Raw genomic sequence first — 21,408 nt, forward strand, 5'->3', positions numbered from 1 at the left:
ACGTGACTATGTTTATACCATCTCACAAAATACAATCCTCTTCTCTACTTCCCTTATCTTTAGTCCTCTTCTTTCATCTTTTCTTCTAACCACTGCTCAAAATTGCCTTCTGGTTTCCATTTATAATATGATATTTCCATATTTTTATATGTAAACTGAGTATATGAATGGAGCAATCCTAGTTTTAATTTAAAAATCTTATATGCTCTAAGATAATAAGTTGTTGCATCTTTATACTCACTTTGATTTTTATACAATACTGCCAAGTTATTATAGCTAATAGCTGTTTCTGGATGATTCTCTCCCAGCATCTTTTCACTAATTCTCAAGCTCTTTTCATACAACTCTTGCGCTTTTGCATACTCTCCCTGCTCCTTATATACTAATGCCAGATTATTGTAGCTGCTGGCTGTATCCGGATGGTTCTCTCCCAGCGCTCTTTCACGTATCCTCAGGCTTTTTTGATGCAGTTCTTCTGCCTTTACATACTTTCCCTGCTTCCTATATACTGATGCCAAACAACTGTAGCTTGTAGCTGTGCATGGGTGGTTCTCTCCAAGAATCCTTTCATGCACCCTTAGGCTCTTTTCGAACAGTTCTTCTGCCTTCTCATACTCTCTCTGAGCCGCATATACTAACCCTAAGTTATGGTAGCTGCTGGCTGTATCCGGATGACCCTCTCCCAGCACTCTTTCACATATCCTCAGGCTCTTTTCATACAACTCTTTCGCTTTTTCATACTCTCCTTGCTTCTCATATACTCCCGCCAGATTGCTATAGCTTCTGGCTGTATCCGGATGACCCTCTCCCAGCACTCTTTCACGTATCCTCAGGCTCTTTTCATACAACTCTTTCGCTTTTTCATACTCTCCTTGCTTCTCATATACTCCCGCCAGATTGCTATAGCTTCTGGCTGTATCCGGATGACCCTCTCCCAGCACTCTTTCACGTATCCTCAGGCTCTTTTCATACAACCCTTTCGCTTTTTCATACTCTCCCTGCTCCTCATATACCGATCCCATGTTGCTATAGCCGATAGCTACTTCTGGATGATTTTCTCCCCATGTCTCCCTATCGATTTTCAAAAGACATTTGTACAATTTTTCTGCTTTTCTATATTGCCCTACATAATGTAACAAATATGCAAATTTACTTAATAAACCAATTTGCTCCAACTCCTTCCCCATATTTAACTTTTCCACAATTTTTTCAGAAAAAGGTATAAACTTCTGACATTAGTGCTGATCCACTATCCGGTATCTCCATATAGTCCCGACATGCCTCTATTAACCCTGTATGTTTTTCTGTATTAGGCTTATATTTCTCATAAATAAACTGTGCAAATACTGGATGCATAGCATAACTTTCCTGCTCCACAGCAAACTGTAACCATCCTTTTTGATATAACCCCATCAGAATATCATCATCTTCACTAACTCCAGCATCCGCAAGCAACCATTGGTTACACGTCTCTGCCGCCAAAGGAATATACGGAAATACAGAGAATGCCTCCAAAATATTCTGCTCTGCATCTGTCAGACTTGACAAATCATACAGCACTTCATAGGATTCCTGGATATTAACAAGCTCCCCATTCTTGTGGAATGCCAGCCGGAAACCCTTCTGCCCCAGCTCTTCCCTCAGCTTTTCCACTGTCCAGGGTTTTGTACGTGCCAAATGGGCCAGAAGTTCAACCGTAATGGTGTGCCTGCCCGCCAGGTTTTCTATGATATACTCCAGATCCTCAACTTCCTCCGGCCCAATCTTACCCCTGCTGCCCTCATACCGGATTTTCTCATAAATCTCCTTGCACTGCTCCATGTCAAGGAACCCTATCCTGTATGGCTCAAAGTCATCACTGAAAGATGCCTGTCTGGATGTCAATACTACCGCTCCTGGTATCCCTCTTAACCGTTGCAATCCCGGATCAGCGCCCAGCGTCTTGTCCACATTATCAACAAAAAGCAGCAGTTTCCCATCTGACGCCAGGTATTCCAGTTCCCTCCATGCCGCCTCCCGGTTATTCTCAGGACTGTCCTGCTGCTTAAACTTTAAGCAGTTCTGCAGACTGCCGTCCATATCCCCGCTGTACTCAATATACCCGATATGCCGAAATGGTCCATTTCCATCCTCTGCATGCTTATTGAGATATTCCTCAAACAGCTTTCTGCAGATGTGTGTCTTGCCAATCCCACCCATGCCGCTTACAAGGACAGACTTCCGGCCCTCCTCTATCCTCTGGCGCAGTTCCTTAAGTTCCGTCTCACGCCCGGTAAAATAAGACACTGGCTTTATATTGGCATTATGCGTGACAACAAACTCACGCTCTGATTCCTGATACATGGTAATGTACAAATCACGCCCTGCATATGGACCATTAAAAACACAGTTCTTATTTTTGTTCACTACTTCCGGTCCCATTTATACTATCCCTCCCCACATATGAGCCATGGAATGTACTCTTTTTATTCTTATTAACCACCTTAGAATGGTCATCATTATTGCCGCAATTAATCGTCTGCATAATCTTTACCACCTTACTTGCCGTAAAAACAGATACCAACAGCCCTGCTATAGAGCATACCCCACAAATAATATTAAACACATCCACCACAATCTCCCCCTTTTTCATTTCCCGTCTTTATACGGCATAACACTATTTACGGCCAGAAGAACACTCCCCATTTGATTCCACATACAAACCTGCTGCCTGCCCCAATCCTTTCATGGCCGTTATTTTGACCATTCTGCCCCTTTTCCCTTTTCAACGGTAAAAATATCGTCTAAGCCAATTTAAAACGGATTTGGGGCAATCTGACAACCACAGAGCCCTATCCATTCCCCTTCTGCCCTCCATGTTCCCGAACCATCCGCCGGACGTTCGGAAAACATTCCTTTGGCAGGCTCCATTCCTGCGCTTTAACCGAAACATATCCCGGTTTCATATCCGGACTATCCCGCTGCACAATTCTATAATCTTATCTGTCACTTTAATTGGAGTTGTTTCTTTTTTATAGCACATCTTCTCCCCTGTTCTTTTCTCTTATCATACACCAAAATATTCCAAAAAGAAATACCCCCTTCATCCTCTGGCCCTCTGGCATACCCTTTTATTTCCCCATACAGCCCCTTTATGGCGCCAAATGATAGAAAACATGCCTTTGCTCATAAACTGCCAAATTACTGTCCCTGCATGCGTCACAGACCCATATCTGACATGCAGCGTTGCATTAACCGTTTTGCGACCGTGGAATGCGAACGCTCGCTTTATTTCTTCCAAATGGCAGCAGGAGCAGGACACCTGGAACAGCGTGTTTTCTAAGGCTCCCCCAGCCTCTTTTCGTATTTCCAAAGGGCTGCAGCCCTGCATTCGTTTTGTTTTCCCAAAAGCGAACGTTCGGATTCATTCACGCATTTATGAAGATACCCTTCGTTCGTACTCCTCCCCTCCAGGTGCTCCCATGCCCCGCATCAGGCAGGGGCAGAAAAAAGCAGGGGGAAATCTATTCTCCGCCCTGCTCCCGCAAAAACCTGTTTATAAAATACTGCTGGCCCTTACCCGTCACCACCGTTGTCCTGGTTATCCTGACGCTGCCGTCCGGATTATTGACCGTGCGCTCCTTTACTTCAAACAGCTTCATCTCCATGCCCCGCTGTGTCGGCATATTATAATCCATCCCTTTCCTCCGGATTAAGAACCCTTCCTGCCTCATCCAGTCAAACAGCCTCTTTTCCCCGGTATCCACTCCGTTCTGGTAAAGAATTTTGGCCAGCTCCCCAATCAGTATGGAAGTGCTGGAAGATAACACTGCATCTGCAAACCGTTCTTTCGGCTTCATCCTCTGAATGGCCTGCTCCTGTTCTGCAATAGTTTTCTGTGCCTCTATCACTGCCAAAGCAATCAATTCTTTGCCCGTTGGCAGTGTTCCGGAATTGCTCTTTTTATATCTCTTTTCAACCTGGATAAAATACCGCCTGACCTGCTTACCTTTTTCATTACGCTCCAGCATAGCCATTTCCTTTGCGGTATCCAACTGGATGATATGCTCTTTCATATTTTGACCAGAAGGCGTACAGATTTGTACAGCTTCAAAATCACCACCTTCCACTGCATCACTTTCGCCAAGGCGTCTCTCTGCCCATATTCTGTAAGGAGTACTCACCCCCAACACTTTATGCAGATCCGTACCATAAACAACCTTCTCTCCTGTACTGGCAGTATATACCGGCACAAGTTCATTTTCTATCATACGCAACCGTTCCATTCTTGAAATCCCCCTTTTTGTCTTTATTCTGGCCCAGAGCCTGTGTTCAGGAAATGCCTTTTTCTCATATCGGCCTATTTTACAATCCTGACGCTGCCTGCCATCTCCCCTTCCGTACCAAACAGCATAGCCGCAAGCCGCCTTTCATTCTCCCGGATATCTGCATAAACTGTGCTTTCACAGCACCCATATTCTTCGGCTATGGCAGCAGGGCAGGTCCCGGCAAGGCATTTCTCTAAAATCCCTGCTTTCCGGATATCGGTATCGATACAGGCATGTTTATCATTACAGTAGCCGGAATACGCTTCAACTGCATCTGCAAACCGTACCATGATATCCCTTGTGAGTTTCCTGCCCTGTTCTACGGCCCCCCGCTCCTTTTTCCCAGGGAAAAGGCAGAGCACATATTCTCCTGCCATGCTGCGCAGGAGCCTGTTTCCATCCACCAGCATGCGGATAATCTTCGTTTTCTGTCCCGGCATCCCTGCTGCCGGCACACCCATGCACAGCACCAGCATTTCATCCATGCACCTGTCAATATAGTTCAGCGCCGTTTCCTTTGCCACTCCCAGCCTTGCGGCTATCGCCCTGCTCCCAACATGGACATCCACCATATACCGATAGACCAAAGCGTTATACCTGTTCTTTGCGTGTTCATCATGGCAGCAGGAAACATATTCCCGGTACTCTTTTAACAGCCTTGCCAATGCCTCTGCATTCCTGCCGCTCCGATAATGGGAAAATGTATTTTTCAAGACATCCCTGCACCTTTTAACCTCCTCGTGTCTGATATCCCGGAAGATGGCTTCAGGAGACGGTAAAATTTGGCCATTGTGTGCATCCCTGTATTCCTTTGCAAAATAATCATAAAAATACGTCATAATCCCTCCTGCATTAAAGTAGCCAGCCGCTACCCATCCTGTCCACTTTATCCATGTCCACGTAATCACACAGACGTTTAGAATCCACATGGTACCCCTCCCACATAAAGCCCTCCAGCTTTTCCCTGTGCCCTGAATGGAGTATTTTATAAAATCCTTTTTTTATCCTTTCCTCAACCGCCTGCCTGCTGCATCCAAATACTTCGGCAGTCCTGGCATAACTGTTTCTCTGATAATACACAAAGCGTATCATGCACACTGTTTTTGAATCCAGGATGGAAAGGGCCTCTTCCAGTTCCTCATGCAGTTCCCTCTGGTATTCACTGCTTCCAGCTAACTGTTCCATACTTTCATCCGTTGAAAGAATGTCGATAAGGCAATCGCCCCCTTTATCTAATATATATTCATCCAGGCTTTTGGTGGTCATTTTTAAAATAGTTTTCTCCAAATGGCACAGGGAACGGTGAGAAATATGCAGGGCTTTCCGTATTTCCTCTGCTTTTGGCTCCCGGTTATGCAAGGCTCTGTAATCCCGTTTAAATACAGCCAGTTTCCGCATTCTTGTTTTGAGATATTCCGGGATGCGGACCATAGAGGTATTCAGCCCGTTGTATCTGTAAACACATTTCCTCACGCTGTATTCCGCATATGTCAGAAACTTTACTCCTTGCTGGGATTTAAAAGAATAAGCCGCTTCTATCAAACCTATAAACCCCTCCTGTAGAAAATCATTAAAATCCTGTTCCTCACAATGCCCTACATGCTTTTTTATACACTGCACCACAAAACCTTTGTTCTTCTCCCAAAGCCTTTCCTGATTCCCCGAAACGTCAATGCCCTGCTGTATCTGTTTCACAATTTCCTCATTTGACACTGCTGCCGCCCCCTTTCCAGAAAGATACCGTTGCAGCAGCCCAAACCATCCATCTATGGTAACATGAGGGTAACATGAGAGTAACAGCGTGGTAACAATGTTACCAGGAAACAACAGCCTTAGAACCCGGCTGATATATATCCTCCCTTTCGGAACAGTCAAAGGCTTTCCCCCATACAGCCATATTTCCATTTCCGCATGCAGGTATCTCCCTGGCGTCAGAAAGAATTTTTGCCCCTTTTATCCCTCTTAGCCTGTTTTATTTTTTTAAAGGTATCTTATGGTAAACTTTATATATACTGTTACACCATGTAACAAGGCAGGCACCCAAAAATCTGGTACAGTTGTTACGTGGTGTAACAAGGCTGTTATCAAAAAAACGGCATCTTGTTACATGATGTAACAAGATTGGGCAATTCTTGTTACGTGGTGTAACAAGGGTTTTAACTTATGGCGGTTTCCAGCTTAACCATTTTTCGCTAAATCTGTATATGCTCCGCTTCTTTGCCGCATAGCCGCTTGATATAATTTCAATGAATCCATTCTCAGCCAGCTTTTGCATATCCCTGTAGAAATCCCGGTGATTGGTTTTCGGATACAGGCCATACACATCTGTAATAAGGGCATGGTTCAAATAAAAGCATTCATCCCCCTGAACGGCATCCATATCCGGGTAATCCGCCTGGGGCTTCCGCTTGCCATAATACTGGTTTTTGCAGTAAACATATAACATTCTCTGCCTGGCATTCAAATCTTTGAAAGCTGCAGAAATAAGCATGGAGTCATAAATATTGGCGCTTGTATCATTTGTCTTTCCGGCACTTTCAAATGCCTTAGGGGAATATTTTTTCTTCCTGCCCATGCCAGCCCACTTACTCCTTCCCTTGTCCGGTTACACAATCAGCATCCTAAAACCTGCTGCCGCCTCACCCAAACCGGACATTCTTTTCGCCTCCAGGTCCATCCAGAATTACGCCTCGCTGTGTTCGTCGCACCAGCGGTCAAATTTCACCCGGTCAACCAATGTCCTCCGGCCTATTCTAAATAGTGCGCCCGTTGTTTTCATCAGCTCTAATGCAGTGTTCCGGCCAACGCTTGCATAGATGCAGAACTCGTTGACATCAAGCAGCCTTTTATCTGACAATGTTACCAAGGTTTGGTTTGCTTTTTCTTTCTTCTCCATGAAATTTTACCTCCATTCTTTGATTACTTGTGTTTATTAGGCATTAAACAATTAACTGGGTATCTCTATAAACATTATAACAAATCACGCTCTTATCCTTGTCATGGACACAACGCAACAGGTAATAGGAAAACTCCTCACTTTTTACAAATACGTGGAAATAAAAGCAATGAAAGTATAGAATAGCAAATAATAACAAATATTTATGTCAAGCACTTTTTCTATTCATTTTCTGCCTGACACCAATACACCAAAATTGACACCACTTTTTTATATGCCCAATAAAAGCCCATAAACAAAAAGCGGGGAAAAATCCTGATAATTAGAGGCCTAAGGATATTTACAAATAAAGAAATAAACTGGATTGCTTTCAATCGTCGACAGAAGTCCCGATACAACCATAAACAGGAACGGAATAACCGCCCCTCCTGGGAATAGTGTGCTTATCAGTTCAAAATTAATTATTCCAGTATCCACTGCAACATATCCCATGCCAGAACCGATAAAGCCAAGCATCCCCATTGACAAAGGCACGATTCCAAACAGCAGCGCTCCCGCCAGGAAAGCCCTGCCTATTCTGTCTTTTCTGACACAGAATGCCCTCTGCCAAAAGCACTGGTCTCCAAATGGACCTGAGATAAGACCTATCGTTGTTGGAAGTCCGAACCCTAAAAAAATTTCCCATCCTCTTTTTGAGAATAGTGTTCCGGCATCCCCTGCGGCTCCTCCCAGCCCCATAACCAACGTTTCCAGCCCTCCACCATTCTTTATACCAAAAACGATAAAACCGATACTGGCGGCCAACATAAAGACCATCTGAACCGCATCTGTCAGTATTGAGGCTGTGATTCCCGAAAACTGCGAATACGAAAAGGCAATCACTGCCATAATAACCGTCATTGCTGTAAAAGGTATCCCGGTAAGCATACTTAATATTTTGCTTCCAGCCAACAGCTGTACTCCTGTTGATAATGCCGACAATACACCAAGCTGGAACAAATATATATTTTTCACAGCTTTGGAATGATATTTCTCATACATATAGCCGGACAATGTAATTCCTCCCGGAATCTCTTTCCTTATCTTTTTTGCAAAGGGAATGAACAGTATCAGACACAGCACATTTGGAACCAGAAACCAAAAGAGTCCTGCAAAACCCTTCGTGTAGGCATTCTCGGTCGATGTAAACAAAGCCGGTGCCCATATCCATGTGGCCGCTATGCTCAAAGCCGACACCGTCCAGCCAGTATTCCTATTCCCGACACAGAATTTCTCGATATTGTCCTCTTTTTTTGTCATAAATACTGTTGCCCCAAACATTACCACTGCATAGGCCAGCAGTACAAACAAAGTATAATCCATATTTTTCCTCCATTTTTTTATTTTGAAGGAGCTTCATGCTTTCCTGCGTCTTTGCCTGATCCTCTCCTTTCCCAGAAAAACTGCATGAAAAAAGGAAGTCAAAAAACCTCAGACTTCCCTACACGTTTGATTTAGAATTTTACAGATACTATTTTCGCACATTTATATTGTAATTGCAATGGAAACTTTTTTGAGATGGAGTATTTATCGAACGTTCAAGCCATCCACCCCAAAAATTAGGGCTGTCAGCCTTTCAGTGCCCATCCGTAAATCAGAATAGACACTATCCTTTGATATATGCTGCCTTTCTGCAATCTCCATTACAGATAAAGTACGGTCCGCCATATACATATCCCATACAACATCATATCTTCTCATTTCAATATCCCGGTTTGGCGCACTTTTACAGTACTCCCTATACAATCCAAACATTGTTTCGATGTGGGAAACTATAACTGCTGTCCTGGTGGCGCTGCGCTTTATACTCTCAATAATAACCTCATTATCGTACATTGACATCATAGATTCCAGAATATCCAGTGCAGATTCCTCCATTTGTGTTCTGCCAAACACTGAATTTTCTGCATGCTCTTTCAGCATATGATAATTGCGAAGTAACAGCTTAGTATTTCTCAAACGCCTATCTGCTCTCTTCCCCTGCTCCTTTTTTCGTTCCTGCTCAAACATTTTCAGAGCCTCTTTTGCCCCAATAGCTGCTGATTTCTCATAAATATCTTTCAGCTGTTCATGTGTCAAAACTACCAAGGCGCCATTGTCAGTCTTCTGGCTATCCATGTTTTCGCACCTCCTTGAAATTTGTTTCCAATTCATATTGAATTATGATATAATGTAACTGTCTGTTGGGAGGGTTGCGAAAGCACTCTCCTTTTGCCTTTCATTCGGAAATCGTCTGCAGATATTCTTCTATTGTCATCTGTCCGGGTATATCATAACAGGCTGTGTCATCCACCTCCGAAACTCTGTCCTTTCGGCTACTTCGTAAGCTGGTACCGAACATTTTCTCGTAACAGACAGGACCGTACTCTGCCTCCACGCTTACTGCACTTCTTAGCTTTCTCCCGCAATTCAAACAAATCATACGCACCACCCCTCTGGTTGTTCACATCTTTCAAATGCAATCACCCACACCCATGGATTTGCATCCCATCCAAATAAATCGTATTGCTCCTTTTTGATTGTAGAATCCCATATATGAATAAATAACTTTTTACTCTGCATATAGGCATTCTCTGGATCATTAAATGCTTCTGGCCTGAGTATCACTCCTTCCGCTAAGAAATCATCCAGTGTCATATCTTTCAGACGCTCCACCCGAACATCCGTCACCCTCAGAAAGATTCTGGCAGCTTCTTTTGGCATATGTATTGAAGGATGCCATTTCATCATTTTATCCGTATATCTTCCCGGCTGCGGATATGGTGATGTCCATGCTTTATATACATATCCGTCTGTCCATTCACTCCATGTTTCCCTAACCCACAAAATATCCCCAACCTGTGCGGGCGGAGCCTGTGGGCTGTCAAACTGCTTCTCGTTTTCATCATAATCATATACACCCATAAAGACTCCATCACATTTCCGTTTTGTCACGTAAAAACCACAGGCATTCTTACTTTTTGCCCTAACCAGCTCCTTGTACTGGTCTTTTCATTGCGTAAAATAGCCATAACCATTTCCGTATTAAATAATATAGGTCTTACCACGTCGAATCCCTCCCATTTTAATGCCCGCTTCTCAGCATACAAAACAATAACTCTGCCATAGGTCTTGTCCTCAGCCCTGGATTGCACTGCTTAATAACGCTTAGTTTCCATCTCCCATTTTCGCTGTCAATTTTAGTTGGGTTTTCAAATTCATCTGTAATCTCTGACATAAAAGGTACTGCAACCATTATTCCAAAGTGAAAAGATGAACCTGGCGCCACTTCATATAAATGTCTTGCAAATGTCCCATCCCGTAAATCCTGCAGCAGTTCTTTGTAGCATTCCATCGTTGTCACTATGTAATTTTTCTCACCAAGAAAATTCAGTCCGTTTCCACTGTAAACGTCTTTTTTGCAGCTTTTGATTTCATAACAGACAAATATTCCCTTTTCTATAGCTGATACAGCGCACTGCCCATCCGGGACGAACTGCATAAAATCAACCCTCTTAGGCTTTCCTTTTGCCGCCCATGGGTCTATACTGACCTCTCTGGCCCAATACTTTCCCATTCCGCTAAATTTTTCCTGTACAAGGAGATTCCCTAGAAAATTTGTTATTTTTTTTCTGTCCATCAAATCATCCTTTCTTCTCTGTCTTAGTTTTATTGCCGCCATATTTTACAGCTAATGACATAGCATCCTCTCCAATATCTCCAGGTTTCTCCTTTTTCTCTAATTTCTTTTGGCATTTTTCCAGTGCTGCGTCATAATCGTATTCTATCTGTTCTGACAATCTATCAGCGATTTTTAAAAATTTCTCACGATAATAGCATTCCCACTGAATATCGCTCCTTACCCCATCCAGCATTTTCACATAATCATGCAACATGCAGATAATCAAAACTATATCACCGTAGGAACAGCTGACAACATAGTCACACATCATTTTTAAATTGATAGCTTTTTCAATCATTACCTGCTTTTCCTCTTCCATGGATAACTCCTTTTCTACCTCCTGGAGAAATTCCAAGAAGAAAAAAAGTTTATTCTCACTGTCTGTCATAATTCACCTCATAACTTTAAAACTCTTTCTATTCTGTTCTGCATGATAGCTGCTAATTTCATACCTTATACATTCTTCTCTTTCCAAGTTTCTTTTTGATGTATCATTGTCAAATTTCCGGCAATCATCACAAAAGAAGCATGGATCCCAATTATCTGAAACTTCGTCGGGAGTAACTTTTGAGTTTTCTGCATTGTTTATGCATGAATTACACGCACAGTAATAACACGGGTCTACCATTTGGATACGCCCTTTAACAGGCTTGGGGAACGGATTTTCTTCTGATATGTTCATCCATTCGTCAAATCTCAGCTGTCCTTTCATTTATGTTACTCCTATCCCGCTAATTCCAGGTTGTCGAAAATATTGCCGATAACCTCTAACTCCCTGTTTCCGTTTTCCTCACAGTTACCATACTGCCATAAAGGGAAAATCAACCCTTTGCTTAATGCACTATTAGATTCTAATATTTCGGCACCCCATTGATGCTTTTTGCTCCACAATATACGAACAATGCTGTTCCTATATCGGCAAATATCATTTTCAAAAATCTTACTGCCACTCTTGTCAGGGATTCCAGTATATTCGCAGACAGTATCGGGGTCTACTTCATAAGAAAACGCTATTACACGTTTTGTGTCTTTGTAGTAGCTAATGCCTACATTATGTGGTGTTATGCATGAAAAATCATTTCCCACCCACAAGTACCCCTTGACCCACCAATCTTCTTTCGGTAGCTCTTTCCAGTTTTTACGCTTTGCCTTGTACAAATATTCCCTCATCTTTCCTCACCTCATTCCATTTCCCCGCAAACCACTCCCTTAAATCATTTGACATACTTTGTTTTCTTCATCAAGGGTTACTATATGCCTTTTATCCAATGCCCTAAGTGTTCTGACACTGCAATACCAAATTGGACACCTATAAGTATCTGCCCCATTTCTGCAATGATGTATTTCAACGCCAACCCATGACCAAAACCCGCCGTCATATCTGATAAGTTTTCCATGTGTTCTCATAATCCGCACCGATTCTTCCATCTTTGCAGATAAATTTCTATGTCCGTAAGCCATAATACTTACTCCTTCTTTTTTCTGCCGTATTCCTGGCACTCATTTTCCCTTGTCTCCTTCTTTCTTATCTATGAATAGATCCGGCATCTCTTCCGCTCCCTGCAAAAAAGATTTTATAAATGTTTCTAATTTGGGACATGTATAGCAAAGAGTTTTGTAAAGTTTATATAACCGTTTTTGAAATTCTTCTTCACAGCATATATGATAATCTCTAATATCATATATGGAACTAATATTTGGTTTTATAAACATATTAATTGTTGGTTTATTAAATCCATCAAAATTTCTTTGCAAAAAAATTGTTCCATTATAAATATTTGTCCACCAAACAAACTGATTGTTTTCATACGGGAATTCCTTTGTTGGCCCAGTGTACCACTTGACTTTATTCAATTCAGTCTGTGTAAGCAGATTATTTACAAATTCAAGCAGTATTTTATCATCCATAACACGCCATCCCTTCATTCCATATTAGCTTTCTTCCGCTTCTCAACTTCAATGAGTGGCGGCGTAACCACACACTTTTCCATTCCTTCCGCAAGTTCTTTTGCTCCTGGATGATTCCGCTCAATTTCATTAGCCAGATGACGCATAACAAACAGAATCAACCCTGCATCTGCTTTAGCATAAGGTGATAAAGATTTCATAATCCGGTCTGTATAGTATCCCAGCCCTCTCTCTACCAGTTTCATTGCCTCTGGCGTCTTTCCATTAGTTATCAACTCATTTCCCCGTTCAACAAAACTTCTCATTCTATTCTCTTTAATCTTCATATCATACCTCCAAAATCCTCAAATAGTATTTGCCCATATTTTCTTACTCCATGGCCACCGGGAGCACGATTGCTTTAAAATCGCTGTCCTCAGCCTCCACAATCATTGGCATTTTAGCTCCTCCAAAAGCCATACCTACATTCGCACAATCAAAAGCTTTTAATGTTTCCATTACCAGTTTTGCATTAAAACCTATCACAAGCTTATCTGAAAGCTCTTCCTGAAGGTCCACTGTTTCGTCATAATCTGTAGTACTGTCCCTAATGCTCAGATTAAGAGAGCGGCCCTGTAATTCAAATCTAACGGGTTTAAATTCATCCGTACACATCTTTGCTCTCGTTATGGCTTCCAGCAGATTTTCTCTGGATATAACCGTATGCAAAGGAAGCTTATTAAACATAGCTTTATACTTAAAATACTCCCCTTCCATCAGCCTGGTATATACCTCATATTCTTCCGTAATAAAAACAGCCTGTGTCTTATTATGTTTAATCTGTACTTTACCCGTGATTCCAAGAGATTTCAGCTTTTCAACCGTGTTTTTGGGTATTAGCAGTTCAAACTCCCCATCATAATTTACCCTGTCCCATGCAAGCACATGGCCATCCAGCCCAACAAAATTTAACTCTCCTTCCGCTGCCTGAACACACATAGAATTCATTACTGCATTCGTTCCCTGCGCCGGAATTGCATATGATACACGCTTCATGGATTCTAACAATATATCTGCATCAATGCTCAGTTCTTTTTCATTTTCCCATGCAGAAACAACCGGAAACTGTTCTGGAGACATTGTCTGATACTTATTTTTAATTCTATCTGCTTTAATCGTCATGGTATTTTTCGATGATACTGAAATATCCACCTCTCCATCCGGCAGATTGTTAATCAAATCAAACGCTCTCTCCGGAATGATAAAGCATTCCCTTTCTGTTCCCTCTAATTTAGCCCTGATGGTAGTTTCCAGGTTGCTGCCTATTAAATAACCATCCTTTACTAAAACCCCCTGTAATGCCGCTTGTATGGGCTTCTTGGGTACAGCCATCTTTACTCTATTTAATTTCTGCGCTAACTCTTTTTTTTGTATCTTCATCTTTTAACTCCACTCCTTCCAAAATGAGTATTGTTCCTGGGCAGTCTTGCAATCTGTATGCCTCTAATTCCTGTTCCGTCATAAACTTATGGCCAAATAATTCCTTCATTCTCTTCCAGATATCCCAAGGCACTCTATAAAACTTCACCAAGCCAATAGAAACCATTACATAACAGCGTGCTCCAAATTTCTCATATATGTCCAAGCTCTTCCATTGGGTATCTGTAACAACACTTTGATTTATTCTGTCAGAATCCGTATGCTTTGCCTCAAACATAATACCGGTTCCGTCACATAAAATGCCTTTATAGTCTGGCTGCCCTTTCTTTTCGTAATATCCTCGGACAACGCCGTTTCCGTCCTTTCCGGTGATGTGAAAAGGTTCTGGTGTCTTTTCTATGTGTGCCCAGCCTTTTTGCAGATAAAATTCACAGGAACTTGACAGCCATCGTTCGAAGGCGTCCCCGGACTCTTTACTCCGCCTGCCAATAATCTGCCGTCTTATATCAGGCATCCTTATCACCAACCTTTGACAGTCCATCCTCTGCATAACAACCTTTGTATGCATCAAGCCATACGCACATTGTCCCACAAACTTTCTGTGGTCCTGCTGTAACAATAAACTCTTTACCACGATACCGCTCTGGAACATGGTACTTATCATTCATTACTACTCTATCTCCCTTGGCCAACATTCTTTAATCCCTCCAATCGTTTGTCTGTTAATTCCCTAATTTTGCCCATTGTTACCATCCCAATCCCCTTTATTGTGCCAATTTCCTCAGCAAAATCAGTAATAGTAAACTGTAATGTTTCTGCTTTTACCTCCTTACCCTGGTTAAAGCCTTCACTCCTTGCCTTTTTCACCCTGTCCTCTACATAATGCACCAGTTGTTCATCTGTCATTTTCCGCATTTTCACAGCTTTATCATGGATAACACTTTCATCCATTGTCCGTCTGCAGCTTCTTTTCTTTCCCATGGCAACCTTCCTCTCTTCTCTTGATACTTTCCGTATAGCTATACCCGCAGTACTATCTGCATAGCCTTCTCCATTCCTGTTCCATTTAGCCATCATTATCACCGGAACCAATCGTAATGCTTTCTGCCAACTCCTCCAGTTTCGGTATATCCAAGCCTAAGTTTTTGCAGAATGTCTTGAAACACTCCCTGCACATAAACCCAAACTGTTTCGGCTGCTCCCCACGTTTTGACCTGGCAAGCAGGGTAATCATATCACTTTTTTTCAAGTGAGCTTTGCACTCAGCACATGTATCATACATCTTCTTTTTTATCTTAGGGCTTATCCTGGAATGTTTAAGCTGTTTCGGAAAATCCCGCCGCATATTTTCCTGTCCAACAATCGGTATCAGGCTGTCTTTCATGAATACTGGAATCCCTTCCTTGTCACAGCCAGAAACAATATCCTCTATCCACTCCCTTTTAGGAATAATTCTGTCTTTTCGATTCCCTGTTTCCGCACCAATGATTATCCAATCAGGTGAAAATTTATCCTTTTCCCATATCTGGAAGGGTGCATGAATAGGCTCTATACTCCAAAAAGTATTATGGGTATTTGATACAAAGCACCTATCCTCCGGTTTGGTAAGCGTTGAGCCATACCACATATTTTCATCTGCTGAGAGCATCCCAGCAGCGTCAATGCGCTCATACCTCTCTGGGTTCTTGGTGAGGAACAAATAATTATGTATTGGATATGCCCTGCAGATATCTATGATTTCCTTAATCCATTCTTCTGGTACCCACCCCCCAAATACATCCGCCATCGCACCGACAAAAATGTTTTTCCCCATTTTAAGTTTCGCCGGAATATCCATCCGGTATCTGTGGAGCGTAGGGGCAAACCCAAACGGATACACAAGCGGATGCCCTGTTTCATTCAGCATGGTGGAATCTAATACATATAAATCTTCTCCCCCATCGGCGGCTGACACCATCAGATAATCCTTCTTTGCCATTTTATTCAGCCTTACATCCCCTGCAAATCTGGCTGTCATTGTCCTTGCATAGCAATATGGACATTCATGCCTGCATCCCGTAATAGGATTCCACGTATGGTCACACCATTCAATTTTTGACCGATTCATAATCTTCACCTCTTTTCGCAAATCCCAATTCCTTGTCCTCTTTCCATATGATTCCTGCAAAATTAATTTTCTGCCCACATTGGTCACAATATTTCGGCTGATAATTTGGTCCGGCATTTAAAGCATGGTTGCACCTGGGACAATAATGGTTCTCAGTCTTGGTTATAACAAACCCATATTTTAAATAAGTGATTTCCCTTGCTATCGGTTTTCTTGCCTTACTCTTTTTAATCATCTGCCGTTTCACCCCGCCTTCCTCTGTTTCTTTGGAGCAGCCTCATACTCAGCCATCTTTTTTTCAAAAATCTCAACGAATGCTTTTACCTCCGGCGTCATTTCACAGTTACGGAAACCTCTGCACTGAACAACTCTCCCATGCCATTCCAATGTGTAATATGGTTTCTCTGGCGCTGCCTTTTGCCGAATAAAGAAAATCATTGTTTCTCCCTTTTCCACCTTTTCCATGTACGTGCCAACGCAGTGATGAAGCGATTCTCCTTCTTCCTTTAGTTCTTCCAGTTTGTTTGGCAGTCTGATAAATAATCCATCAATATTGAGATTCATAGCCTCCACTTCTGCTGTTTCTTTCCTAAGTTTTCTAAGAAGACGGTTAAACCTTTTTGCGTCTTCTCTGGCTTGCTTATCCTTGAATTTCATATACTGTTTTGACATTTCATCATGTGCCCTTCTAAAATTTCTGGGGAACAAATTAAACTCATTCCGCATATCGTAGCCCATTTTCTCTAACCATCTGATATAATCAAAATAATCAGCATCATGTTTGATTCTCTGCTTATTTATGTACTTATCCACTTTGTAAATTGTGGTGTACTGCCTCATATCAAGATACTTTTCATACATTTTGTCGTATCCGTCATCATGAATATAGCGGAGCAATTTAAAATCTTCCTGTCGGATTTCCTTTGCATACCAAAGTATCATCACATCTCTTACCGTTGGATTCCCCACTTCCCGAAGCATATTAAACTGCAGCTTATTTATCCCCAGTGTTTCCAATACTGTCTTCCCATTCTGAAATTCTGGACAATTATGGTCTTCCATAACAGACTGTGCAATTTTATAAAATCCGATTTTAAGCAGCTGCTCCAGATATGGTGTCTTTCGATACTGATTGAAATACCAGTCAATGGTCCAAGGTTTATTCAACAATATGCGCCAGTTGCTATTGTTCACAATCTTGTCTATGTAAATATCTACCGCACTATATTTCATACATGTGCCAGATACCGTTTTAAGCAGATTCTCGTTGTATAAAACCGCACTTCTTGGTACCGTTATTTCTGCCGGAGGACACCACCCACTATATTTTCTGTCATGGAATATGCACCAGCGGTAATCATATGTACTCTTAAATCTTGCCCATTCAAAATCTTTCGCCTTTTCAGCTGTATGTACCGTTCTGAATTTCTCCATTGTGGTAATCTCTGGATTGCGATAATTTATACGAAAATCCTTTGTATGACAGAAGTATCTTACCAATACATCCTCCTCATGCTTTTGAATCAACACACTCCACTGAACTGCAAATAAACTCTGTCGGCTCATACTCTCGCTTTTACATTTGAAATACTTTCCGCAGTAAGGGCATAAAACCGTATGATTATGTTTGACCTTATCCACGTCATTCCATATAGGAATTTTCTTATGCCGGAGGTGTTTCTCTTTATCCAATTCAAAATCCAGTTCGCAGCTTGTGCAATATGCTGACTTATTGGCAGTGCTGTAAAAAATATAGTGTTCTTCACCAAATACCTTTTCTCTGACAAATCTGTCATAATCTTTGGGAACATCACCAAACTTTTCCATATGCAAATCAATCTCGGCCTTTTCTTTGTTGTGCTTTTCCTGCAATTTCCATTCCTTGATTTTGTCTTGGTACTCGTCTATACGGTCTTCCAGTTCCGTATCCGTTACGGATCTGCCCTGTTCCATGCACCTGTCATAATCTTTGGTATCATGCCTTTTCTTAAATTCATATAAGAATCCGAGAATAATTTCCCTTTCCTCAACCGAGGCAACTGCGATATTCCCTCCATTACGGTACCAGTAAAGATATCCAGTAAGATAATTGATAGCCCCTGTCTTCCACTTGGTTTTGTCTGTTGTCAGATCCTGCGTGATGTAATCATCTGGTTGACAGAATGTCCGGAACGCCGGCTTTAATTCCCTTTCCTCTGCATGAAAAAAATTAATAATCAGCGTGTCAATTCCATTAACTTCCTGCCTGCTTGCCGTTGCCAGATAAGATATATGAGGCACTAATAGCAGCATTTCCTTATTTTTATCCGTAAATACTGGCCTTGGTATAGCCGATAGTGCTCTTTTATCCATATAACCGCCCCCCTACATTCCCATCATGAAGAACATATCAAGCTGCCCATCCATATCCTTGCCATTTCTCTTTGACTTTGGCTGCTCTTTTGGCATATCCTCTTTCTTTTGTGGAGTAGGCGCTGCTTTAGCAGAATTTTCTTTTGCTTTAGCCTTTCTCTCTTCTGCTGCTTTCTTCTGCTTTGCCTTTCTTTCAGCCTCTTTTTTAGCTTTCTTTTCCTCCTCAGCCTTATCATCTTTGTGGTAATAATCCTCGGCCCATTCATATACCACATCATTACGAACAACAGCTCTGTTCTCCGTCGCCTGTTTGCGTGCCTGTCCGTATATATAATCAAGGCATTTTTTCCATGTCTTATGCTCCTGCACCACATCCTGGGCAAGCCCCAAATCATCTTCACAGCGTTTCAGCAAATACCCAATAACAGGCTCTGCAAAGGTCTTATCCTTATCTGCTTTCATTTCTTTTTCCAGTTTTTCCTTCGCCATCTGCTTTACGGATACCGGATCAGGAACTTCTATATCGTCGGTCGGTACATCACTTTCGGATTTCCCTTCTGATTTTTCTTCCTGAGTTTCTCCAGTTTCCTTATCCGCATCTTTCTTTTCCAAATCTGCATTTTTCTCCTCAGCTTCAGCTGCATTGTCAATTTCCTCCTCTGATACGGCAGTCATTTTATCTTCCTTCATGACATACTCATATTCCTTTTCAAGCCGCCCATTCGCCACATCAAAGAGTGTGTTACCATCCGCATCATAGAAAGCTGTCACTTCTTCACGCTTCAAGACCTTATATGTAATGCCATCTGATACAACATCCGCCTGTGCATTTTCCCCGGAATATGCCGTTTTGAGATATTCCCTAACTACATTCCCCCAAACAACTCCGTAGACATTATCATTTTTGCTTACTTTTACCGTTGCAAAATGTTGAATCTCCGGTGCCTCTGTGAAATGCTGAATCTCTGTTTTCATTATTTTCCTTACCTCCTGCCATGCTTCAGACTGTAAAGCTTCTTTGTTCTTTTCGGAAATCTCACTTCCGTTAAATCCTTTTGTCTCCATAGTTGCCCTCCTTTTCATCGAAATAGAAAAACATATAAAAGTGCTCTTTTTCGGTCCCCTGAAGTGCCTGGCTATTTTTCATTTCCCGCTCCCTTCATCTCTGCATTCAGCAGCTTTTGTTCCAACGCCTCATAATCATATTCCCGCTGGTAGAAGTTCTGAAATTTACCGGGTGTCTGTCGGTTATCCGTTGTCGCTTTACCCCTGCTCTGAACAATCAATGTTTCAAACTTGTCCCGGAACTTTTTTGTACTGCGGATATTTGATTTCCAAAAACTGTCTGTTGTTGCATAGGTCAGGGCTTCTAAGATATCTGACTCGTTTCTTTCATCCAGCCGCTTCATCCGCTCAATTTCAACCGCCCACTTTTCGCGCTCTGCTTCCGTTGACGGAACTTTTGAGTTGGGGAATGATTTTTTACAGGATGCCACAAGAATATCTACGCACTTATATTCAAATTCACCTATCCTGCATTTTTGCTTCTGGGTACCCGGGCAGGGTTGGGCCAGAGGCTCAACAATTATATTATTTATATATCTATCTCTATTCTCTAATCTCTGTGTAACATCACGGTAACATTCCGGTAACACCTGAGTAACATTGTTACCGCTCTCTTCCGGAAGCATTGTGGTTTCAGTGTTGTCATTTTCTTCTGGTAACATGGGAGTAACATCACGGTAACATTCCGGTAACACCGGGGTAACATTGTTACCACTCCCTTCCGGCAAATTCTTGTTAATATTGCTGTTACCCTTTTCCGGTAACATTTTGGTAACATTGTTACCAGCCAAAAACTTTTTTTGTTCACGGATTTTCCGCATCATTGCCGCCTTGTCTGTTTCTGAACCTATCATTTCTTCCATTCGTGGAATGTTTATCTGACCTCCCTCCAGAATCTCCACCAGCCCTATATTTTTAAAAATTTCCATGGCCACAACTGCCGTATCAAAATCCGTATGGGTAATCTCAGCAAGCTTCCGTGTGTCATATGGTACAAAGATATTTCCTACGTTCCGGACAAGCAGGCCATTTGTCTTTACTGATTTTAGGCAGAGTTTCAAATAGAACAGGGCATATTCTTTCCCATTGGGCTGTTCTTCCAGCCACTCCATGGTATCATCCTCGAAAAAATCTTCACGCAGTTTCATCCAGTAATATTTTTTTGCCATTTTCCAACTCCTTTTCCCTTAATTAAAGGGAAGCTCTTCGTCTATGCCCTCTGGTATGTCTATAAACCTGTCTCCATATGCAGGGCATGGGTTCCAAGCCCCCTCCGTTTCATATTCTCTTCGTTGGCTATGGGACTTGCTTTCTGCAAATTCCTGCTCTTCGACTACAACCTCTGTACTGTAAGCTAGATTCCCATATCTGTCCGTGTAACTGCTTGTCTGGATTCGACCTGTAATAGCAATTTTTATTCCTTTACGGAAATACTTTTCTGCAAATTCCGCATTTTTCCGAAAAGCGATACAGCGAATAAAGTCTGCTGACTGGCCATCACTATTTTTAGCGCCCCTTCTGTCAACAGCCAATGTGTATCTGGCAATCCCCATTGGTTCTTCCCCCTGGTAATATCTGGTTTCCGGATCTTTTGTCAGCCTTCCCATTAAAATAACTTTGTTCACTTAACTCCCTCCTTGTATCAGATGCTTTT

28 protein-coding genes are annotated in these 21,408 nt (G+C 42.0%); all 28 read right to left on the reverse strand.

Features of this window, described 5'->3' with window-relative positions; all coding sequences use genetic code 11:
* Positions 1 to 59: 59 nt before the first annotated feature.
* The 28 genes from D7Y06_RS11285 to D7Y06_RS11425 all read right to left on the reverse strand — a co-directional run bounded on the left by D7Y06_RS11285 (position 60) and on the right by D7Y06_RS11425 (position 21,379).
* On the reverse strand, positions 60 to 1,187 hold the full coding sequence (locus D7Y06_RS11285; RefSeq protein ID WP_120407899.1) for a tetratricopeptide repeat protein: 1,128 nt from the start codon (positions 1,185 to 1,187) through the stop codon (positions 60 to 62).
* A gap of 22 nt (positions 1,188 to 1,209) precedes the next feature.
* On the reverse strand, positions 1,210 to 2,421 hold the full coding sequence (locus D7Y06_RS11290; protein WP_120407900.1) for an AAA family ATPase: 1,212 nt from the start codon (positions 2,419 to 2,421) through the stop codon (positions 1,210 to 1,212).
* Positions 2,393 to 2,632, reverse strand: a complete 240-nt coding sequence (locus D7Y06_RS11295; protein ID WP_120407901.1) for a hypothetical protein — start codon at positions 2,630 to 2,632, stop codon at positions 2,393 to 2,395. Before D7Y06_RS11295 ends, D7Y06_RS11290 begins: the two co-directional genes overlap by 29 nt.
* 871 nt (positions 2,633 to 3,503) lie before the next feature.
* Positions 3,504 to 4,265, reverse strand: a complete 762-nt coding sequence (locus tag D7Y06_RS11305; RefSeq protein WP_120407903.1) for a phage antirepressor KilAC domain-containing protein — start codon at positions 4,263 to 4,265, stop codon at positions 3,504 to 3,506.
* A 74-nt stretch (positions 4,266 to 4,339) separates the two neighbouring features.
* Positions 4,340 to 5,146 (reverse strand): hypothetical protein, encoded by an 807-nt coding sequence (locus D7Y06_RS11310; protein ID WP_120407904.1) that lies wholly within the window; start codon positions 5,144 to 5,146, stop codon positions 4,340 to 4,342.
* Positions 5,147 to 5,159: 13 nt separating this feature from the next.
* Positions 5,160 to 6,182 (reverse strand): sigma-70 family RNA polymerase sigma factor, encoded by a 1,023-nt coding sequence (locus D7Y06_RS11315; RefSeq protein ID WP_158591357.1) that lies wholly within the window; start codon positions 6,180 to 6,182, stop codon positions 5,160 to 5,162.
* A 286-nt stretch (positions 6,183 to 6,468) separates the two neighbouring features.
* Complete coding sequence (locus D7Y06_RS11320) at positions 6,469 to 6,882, reverse strand: hypothetical protein (RefSeq protein ID WP_120407906.1); 414 nt, start codon at positions 6,880 to 6,882, stop codon at positions 6,469 to 6,471.
* Between the two features lie 108 nt (positions 6,883 to 6,990).
* Entirely contained in the window at positions 6,991 to 7,203 is a 213-nt protein-coding gene (locus tag D7Y06_RS11325; protein WP_120407907.1) for a hypothetical protein, read from the reverse strand.
* 330 nt (positions 7,204 to 7,533) lie between these two features.
* The gene (locus D7Y06_RS11330; protein ID WP_120407908.1) at positions 7,534 to 8,565 is read right to left on the reverse strand and encodes a sodium:solute symporter family protein; all 1,032 of its coding nucleotides are present in this window, start codon (positions 8,563 to 8,565) and stop codon (positions 7,534 to 7,536) included.
* A gap of 204 nt (positions 8,566 to 8,769) precedes the next feature.
* Complete coding sequence (locus tag D7Y06_RS11335) at positions 8,770 to 9,360, reverse strand: hypothetical protein (protein ID WP_120407909.1); 591 nt, start codon at positions 9,358 to 9,360, stop codon at positions 8,770 to 8,772.
* A 100-nt stretch (positions 9,361 to 9,460) separates the two neighbouring features.
* Entirely contained in the window at positions 9,461 to 9,664 is a 204-nt protein-coding gene (locus D7Y06_RS11340; protein WP_120407910.1) for a DUF6011 domain-containing protein, read from the reverse strand.
* Positions 9,661 to 10,146, reverse strand: coding sequence for a hypothetical protein (locus D7Y06_RS11345; RefSeq protein WP_120407911.1), 486 nt, complete (start codon positions 10,144 to 10,146; stop codon positions 9,661 to 9,663). Before D7Y06_RS11345 ends, D7Y06_RS11340 begins: the two co-directional genes overlap by 4 nt.
* A gap of 160 nt (positions 10,147 to 10,306) precedes the next feature.
* The gene (locus D7Y06_RS11350) at positions 10,307 to 10,798 is read right to left on the reverse strand and encodes a hypothetical protein (protein ID WP_243119278.1); all 492 of its coding nucleotides are present in this window, start codon (positions 10,796 to 10,798) and stop codon (positions 10,307 to 10,309) included.
* 67 nt (positions 10,799 to 10,865) lie between these two features.
* Positions 10,866 to 11,291 carry a hypothetical protein gene (locus D7Y06_RS11355; protein ID WP_120407913.1) on the reverse strand — a complete coding sequence of 142 codons (426 nt, stop codon included), beginning with the start codon at positions 11,289 to 11,291 and terminating at the stop codon, positions 10,866 to 10,868.
* A 3-nt stretch (positions 11,292 to 11,294) separates the two neighbouring features.
* Complete coding sequence (locus D7Y06_RS11360; protein ID WP_120407914.1) at positions 11,295 to 11,615, reverse strand: hypothetical protein; 321 nt, start codon at positions 11,613 to 11,615, stop codon at positions 11,295 to 11,297.
* An 11-nt stretch (positions 11,616 to 11,626) separates the two neighbouring features.
* On the reverse strand, positions 11,627 to 12,073 hold the full coding sequence (locus D7Y06_RS11365; RefSeq protein WP_120407915.1) for a YopX family protein: 447 nt from the start codon (positions 12,071 to 12,073) through the stop codon (positions 11,627 to 11,629).
* A gap of 39 nt (positions 12,074 to 12,112) precedes the next feature.
* Positions 12,113 to 12,364 (reverse strand): hypothetical protein, encoded by a 252-nt coding sequence (locus D7Y06_RS25645; protein WP_147415650.1) that lies wholly within the window; start codon positions 12,362 to 12,364, stop codon positions 12,113 to 12,115.
* Positions 12,365 to 12,403: 39 nt separating this feature from the next.
* Positions 12,404 to 12,811: a hypothetical protein gene (locus tag D7Y06_RS11370; RefSeq protein ID WP_147415652.1), complete on the reverse strand. Its 408-nt coding sequence runs from the start codon at positions 12,809 to 12,811 to the stop codon at positions 12,404 to 12,406.
* Positions 12,812 to 12,825: 14 nt separating this feature from the next.
* Complete coding sequence (locus tag D7Y06_RS11375; RefSeq protein ID WP_120407917.1) at positions 12,826 to 13,137, reverse strand: hypothetical protein; 312 nt, start codon at positions 13,135 to 13,137, stop codon at positions 12,826 to 12,828.
* 43 nt (positions 13,138 to 13,180) lie between these two features.
* Entirely contained in the window at positions 13,181 to 14,230 is a 1,050-nt protein-coding gene (dnaN, locus tag D7Y06_RS11380; RefSeq protein ID WP_120407918.1) for a DNA polymerase III subunit beta, read from the reverse strand.
* Positions 14,190 to 14,894 carry a Holliday junction resolvase RecU gene (locus D7Y06_RS11385; RefSeq protein ID WP_243119279.1) on the reverse strand — a complete coding sequence of 235 codons (705 nt, stop codon included), beginning with the start codon at positions 14,892 to 14,894 and terminating at the stop codon, positions 14,190 to 14,192. The genes dnaN and D7Y06_RS11385 overlap by 41 nt, the downstream gene beginning before the upstream one ends.
* Positions 14,895 to 14,905: 11 nt before the next feature.
* Entirely contained in the window at positions 14,906 to 15,211 is a 306-nt protein-coding gene (locus D7Y06_RS11395) for a hypothetical protein (protein ID WP_120407944.1), read from the reverse strand.
* 85 nt (positions 15,212 to 15,296) lie between these two features.
* Positions 15,297 to 16,337 (reverse strand): DUF5131 family protein, encoded by a 1,041-nt coding sequence (locus D7Y06_RS11400; RefSeq protein ID WP_120407921.1) that lies wholly within the window; start codon positions 16,335 to 16,337, stop codon positions 15,297 to 15,299.
* Positions 16,318 to 16,572, reverse strand: a complete 255-nt coding sequence (locus tag D7Y06_RS11405; protein WP_120407945.1) for a hypothetical protein — start codon at positions 16,570 to 16,572, stop codon at positions 16,318 to 16,320. The genes D7Y06_RS11400 and D7Y06_RS11405 overlap by 20 nt, the downstream gene beginning before the upstream one ends.
* An 8-nt stretch (positions 16,573 to 16,580) precedes the next feature.
* Positions 16,581 to 18,689 carry a PcfJ domain-containing protein gene (locus D7Y06_RS11410; protein ID WP_120407922.1) on the reverse strand — a complete coding sequence of 703 codons (2,109 nt, stop codon included), beginning with the start codon at positions 18,687 to 18,689 and terminating at the stop codon, positions 16,581 to 16,583.
* A 12-nt stretch (positions 18,690 to 18,701) separates the two neighbouring features.
* Positions 18,702 to 19,754, reverse strand: a complete 1,053-nt coding sequence (locus D7Y06_RS11415; protein ID WP_158591358.1) for a Cas9 inhibitor AcrIIA9 family protein — start codon at positions 19,752 to 19,754, stop codon at positions 18,702 to 18,704.
* A gap of 71 nt (positions 19,755 to 19,825) precedes the next feature.
* Positions 19,826 to 20,923 (reverse strand): phage replisome organizer N-terminal domain-containing protein, encoded by a 1,098-nt coding sequence (locus D7Y06_RS11420; protein WP_120407924.1) that lies wholly within the window; start codon positions 20,921 to 20,923, stop codon positions 19,826 to 19,828.
* Positions 20,924 to 20,941: 18 nt separating this feature from the next.
* Positions 20,942 to 21,379, reverse strand: a complete 438-nt coding sequence (locus D7Y06_RS11425; protein ID WP_120407925.1) for a single-stranded DNA-binding protein — start codon at positions 21,377 to 21,379, stop codon at positions 20,942 to 20,944.
* Positions 21,380 to 21,408: the final 29 nt, after the last annotated feature.

It is taken from the genome of Roseburia sp. 1XD42-69 (assembly GCF_003612565.1).
Lineage (GTDB): Bacteria > Bacillota > Clostridia > Lachnospirales > Lachnospiraceae > Roseburia_B.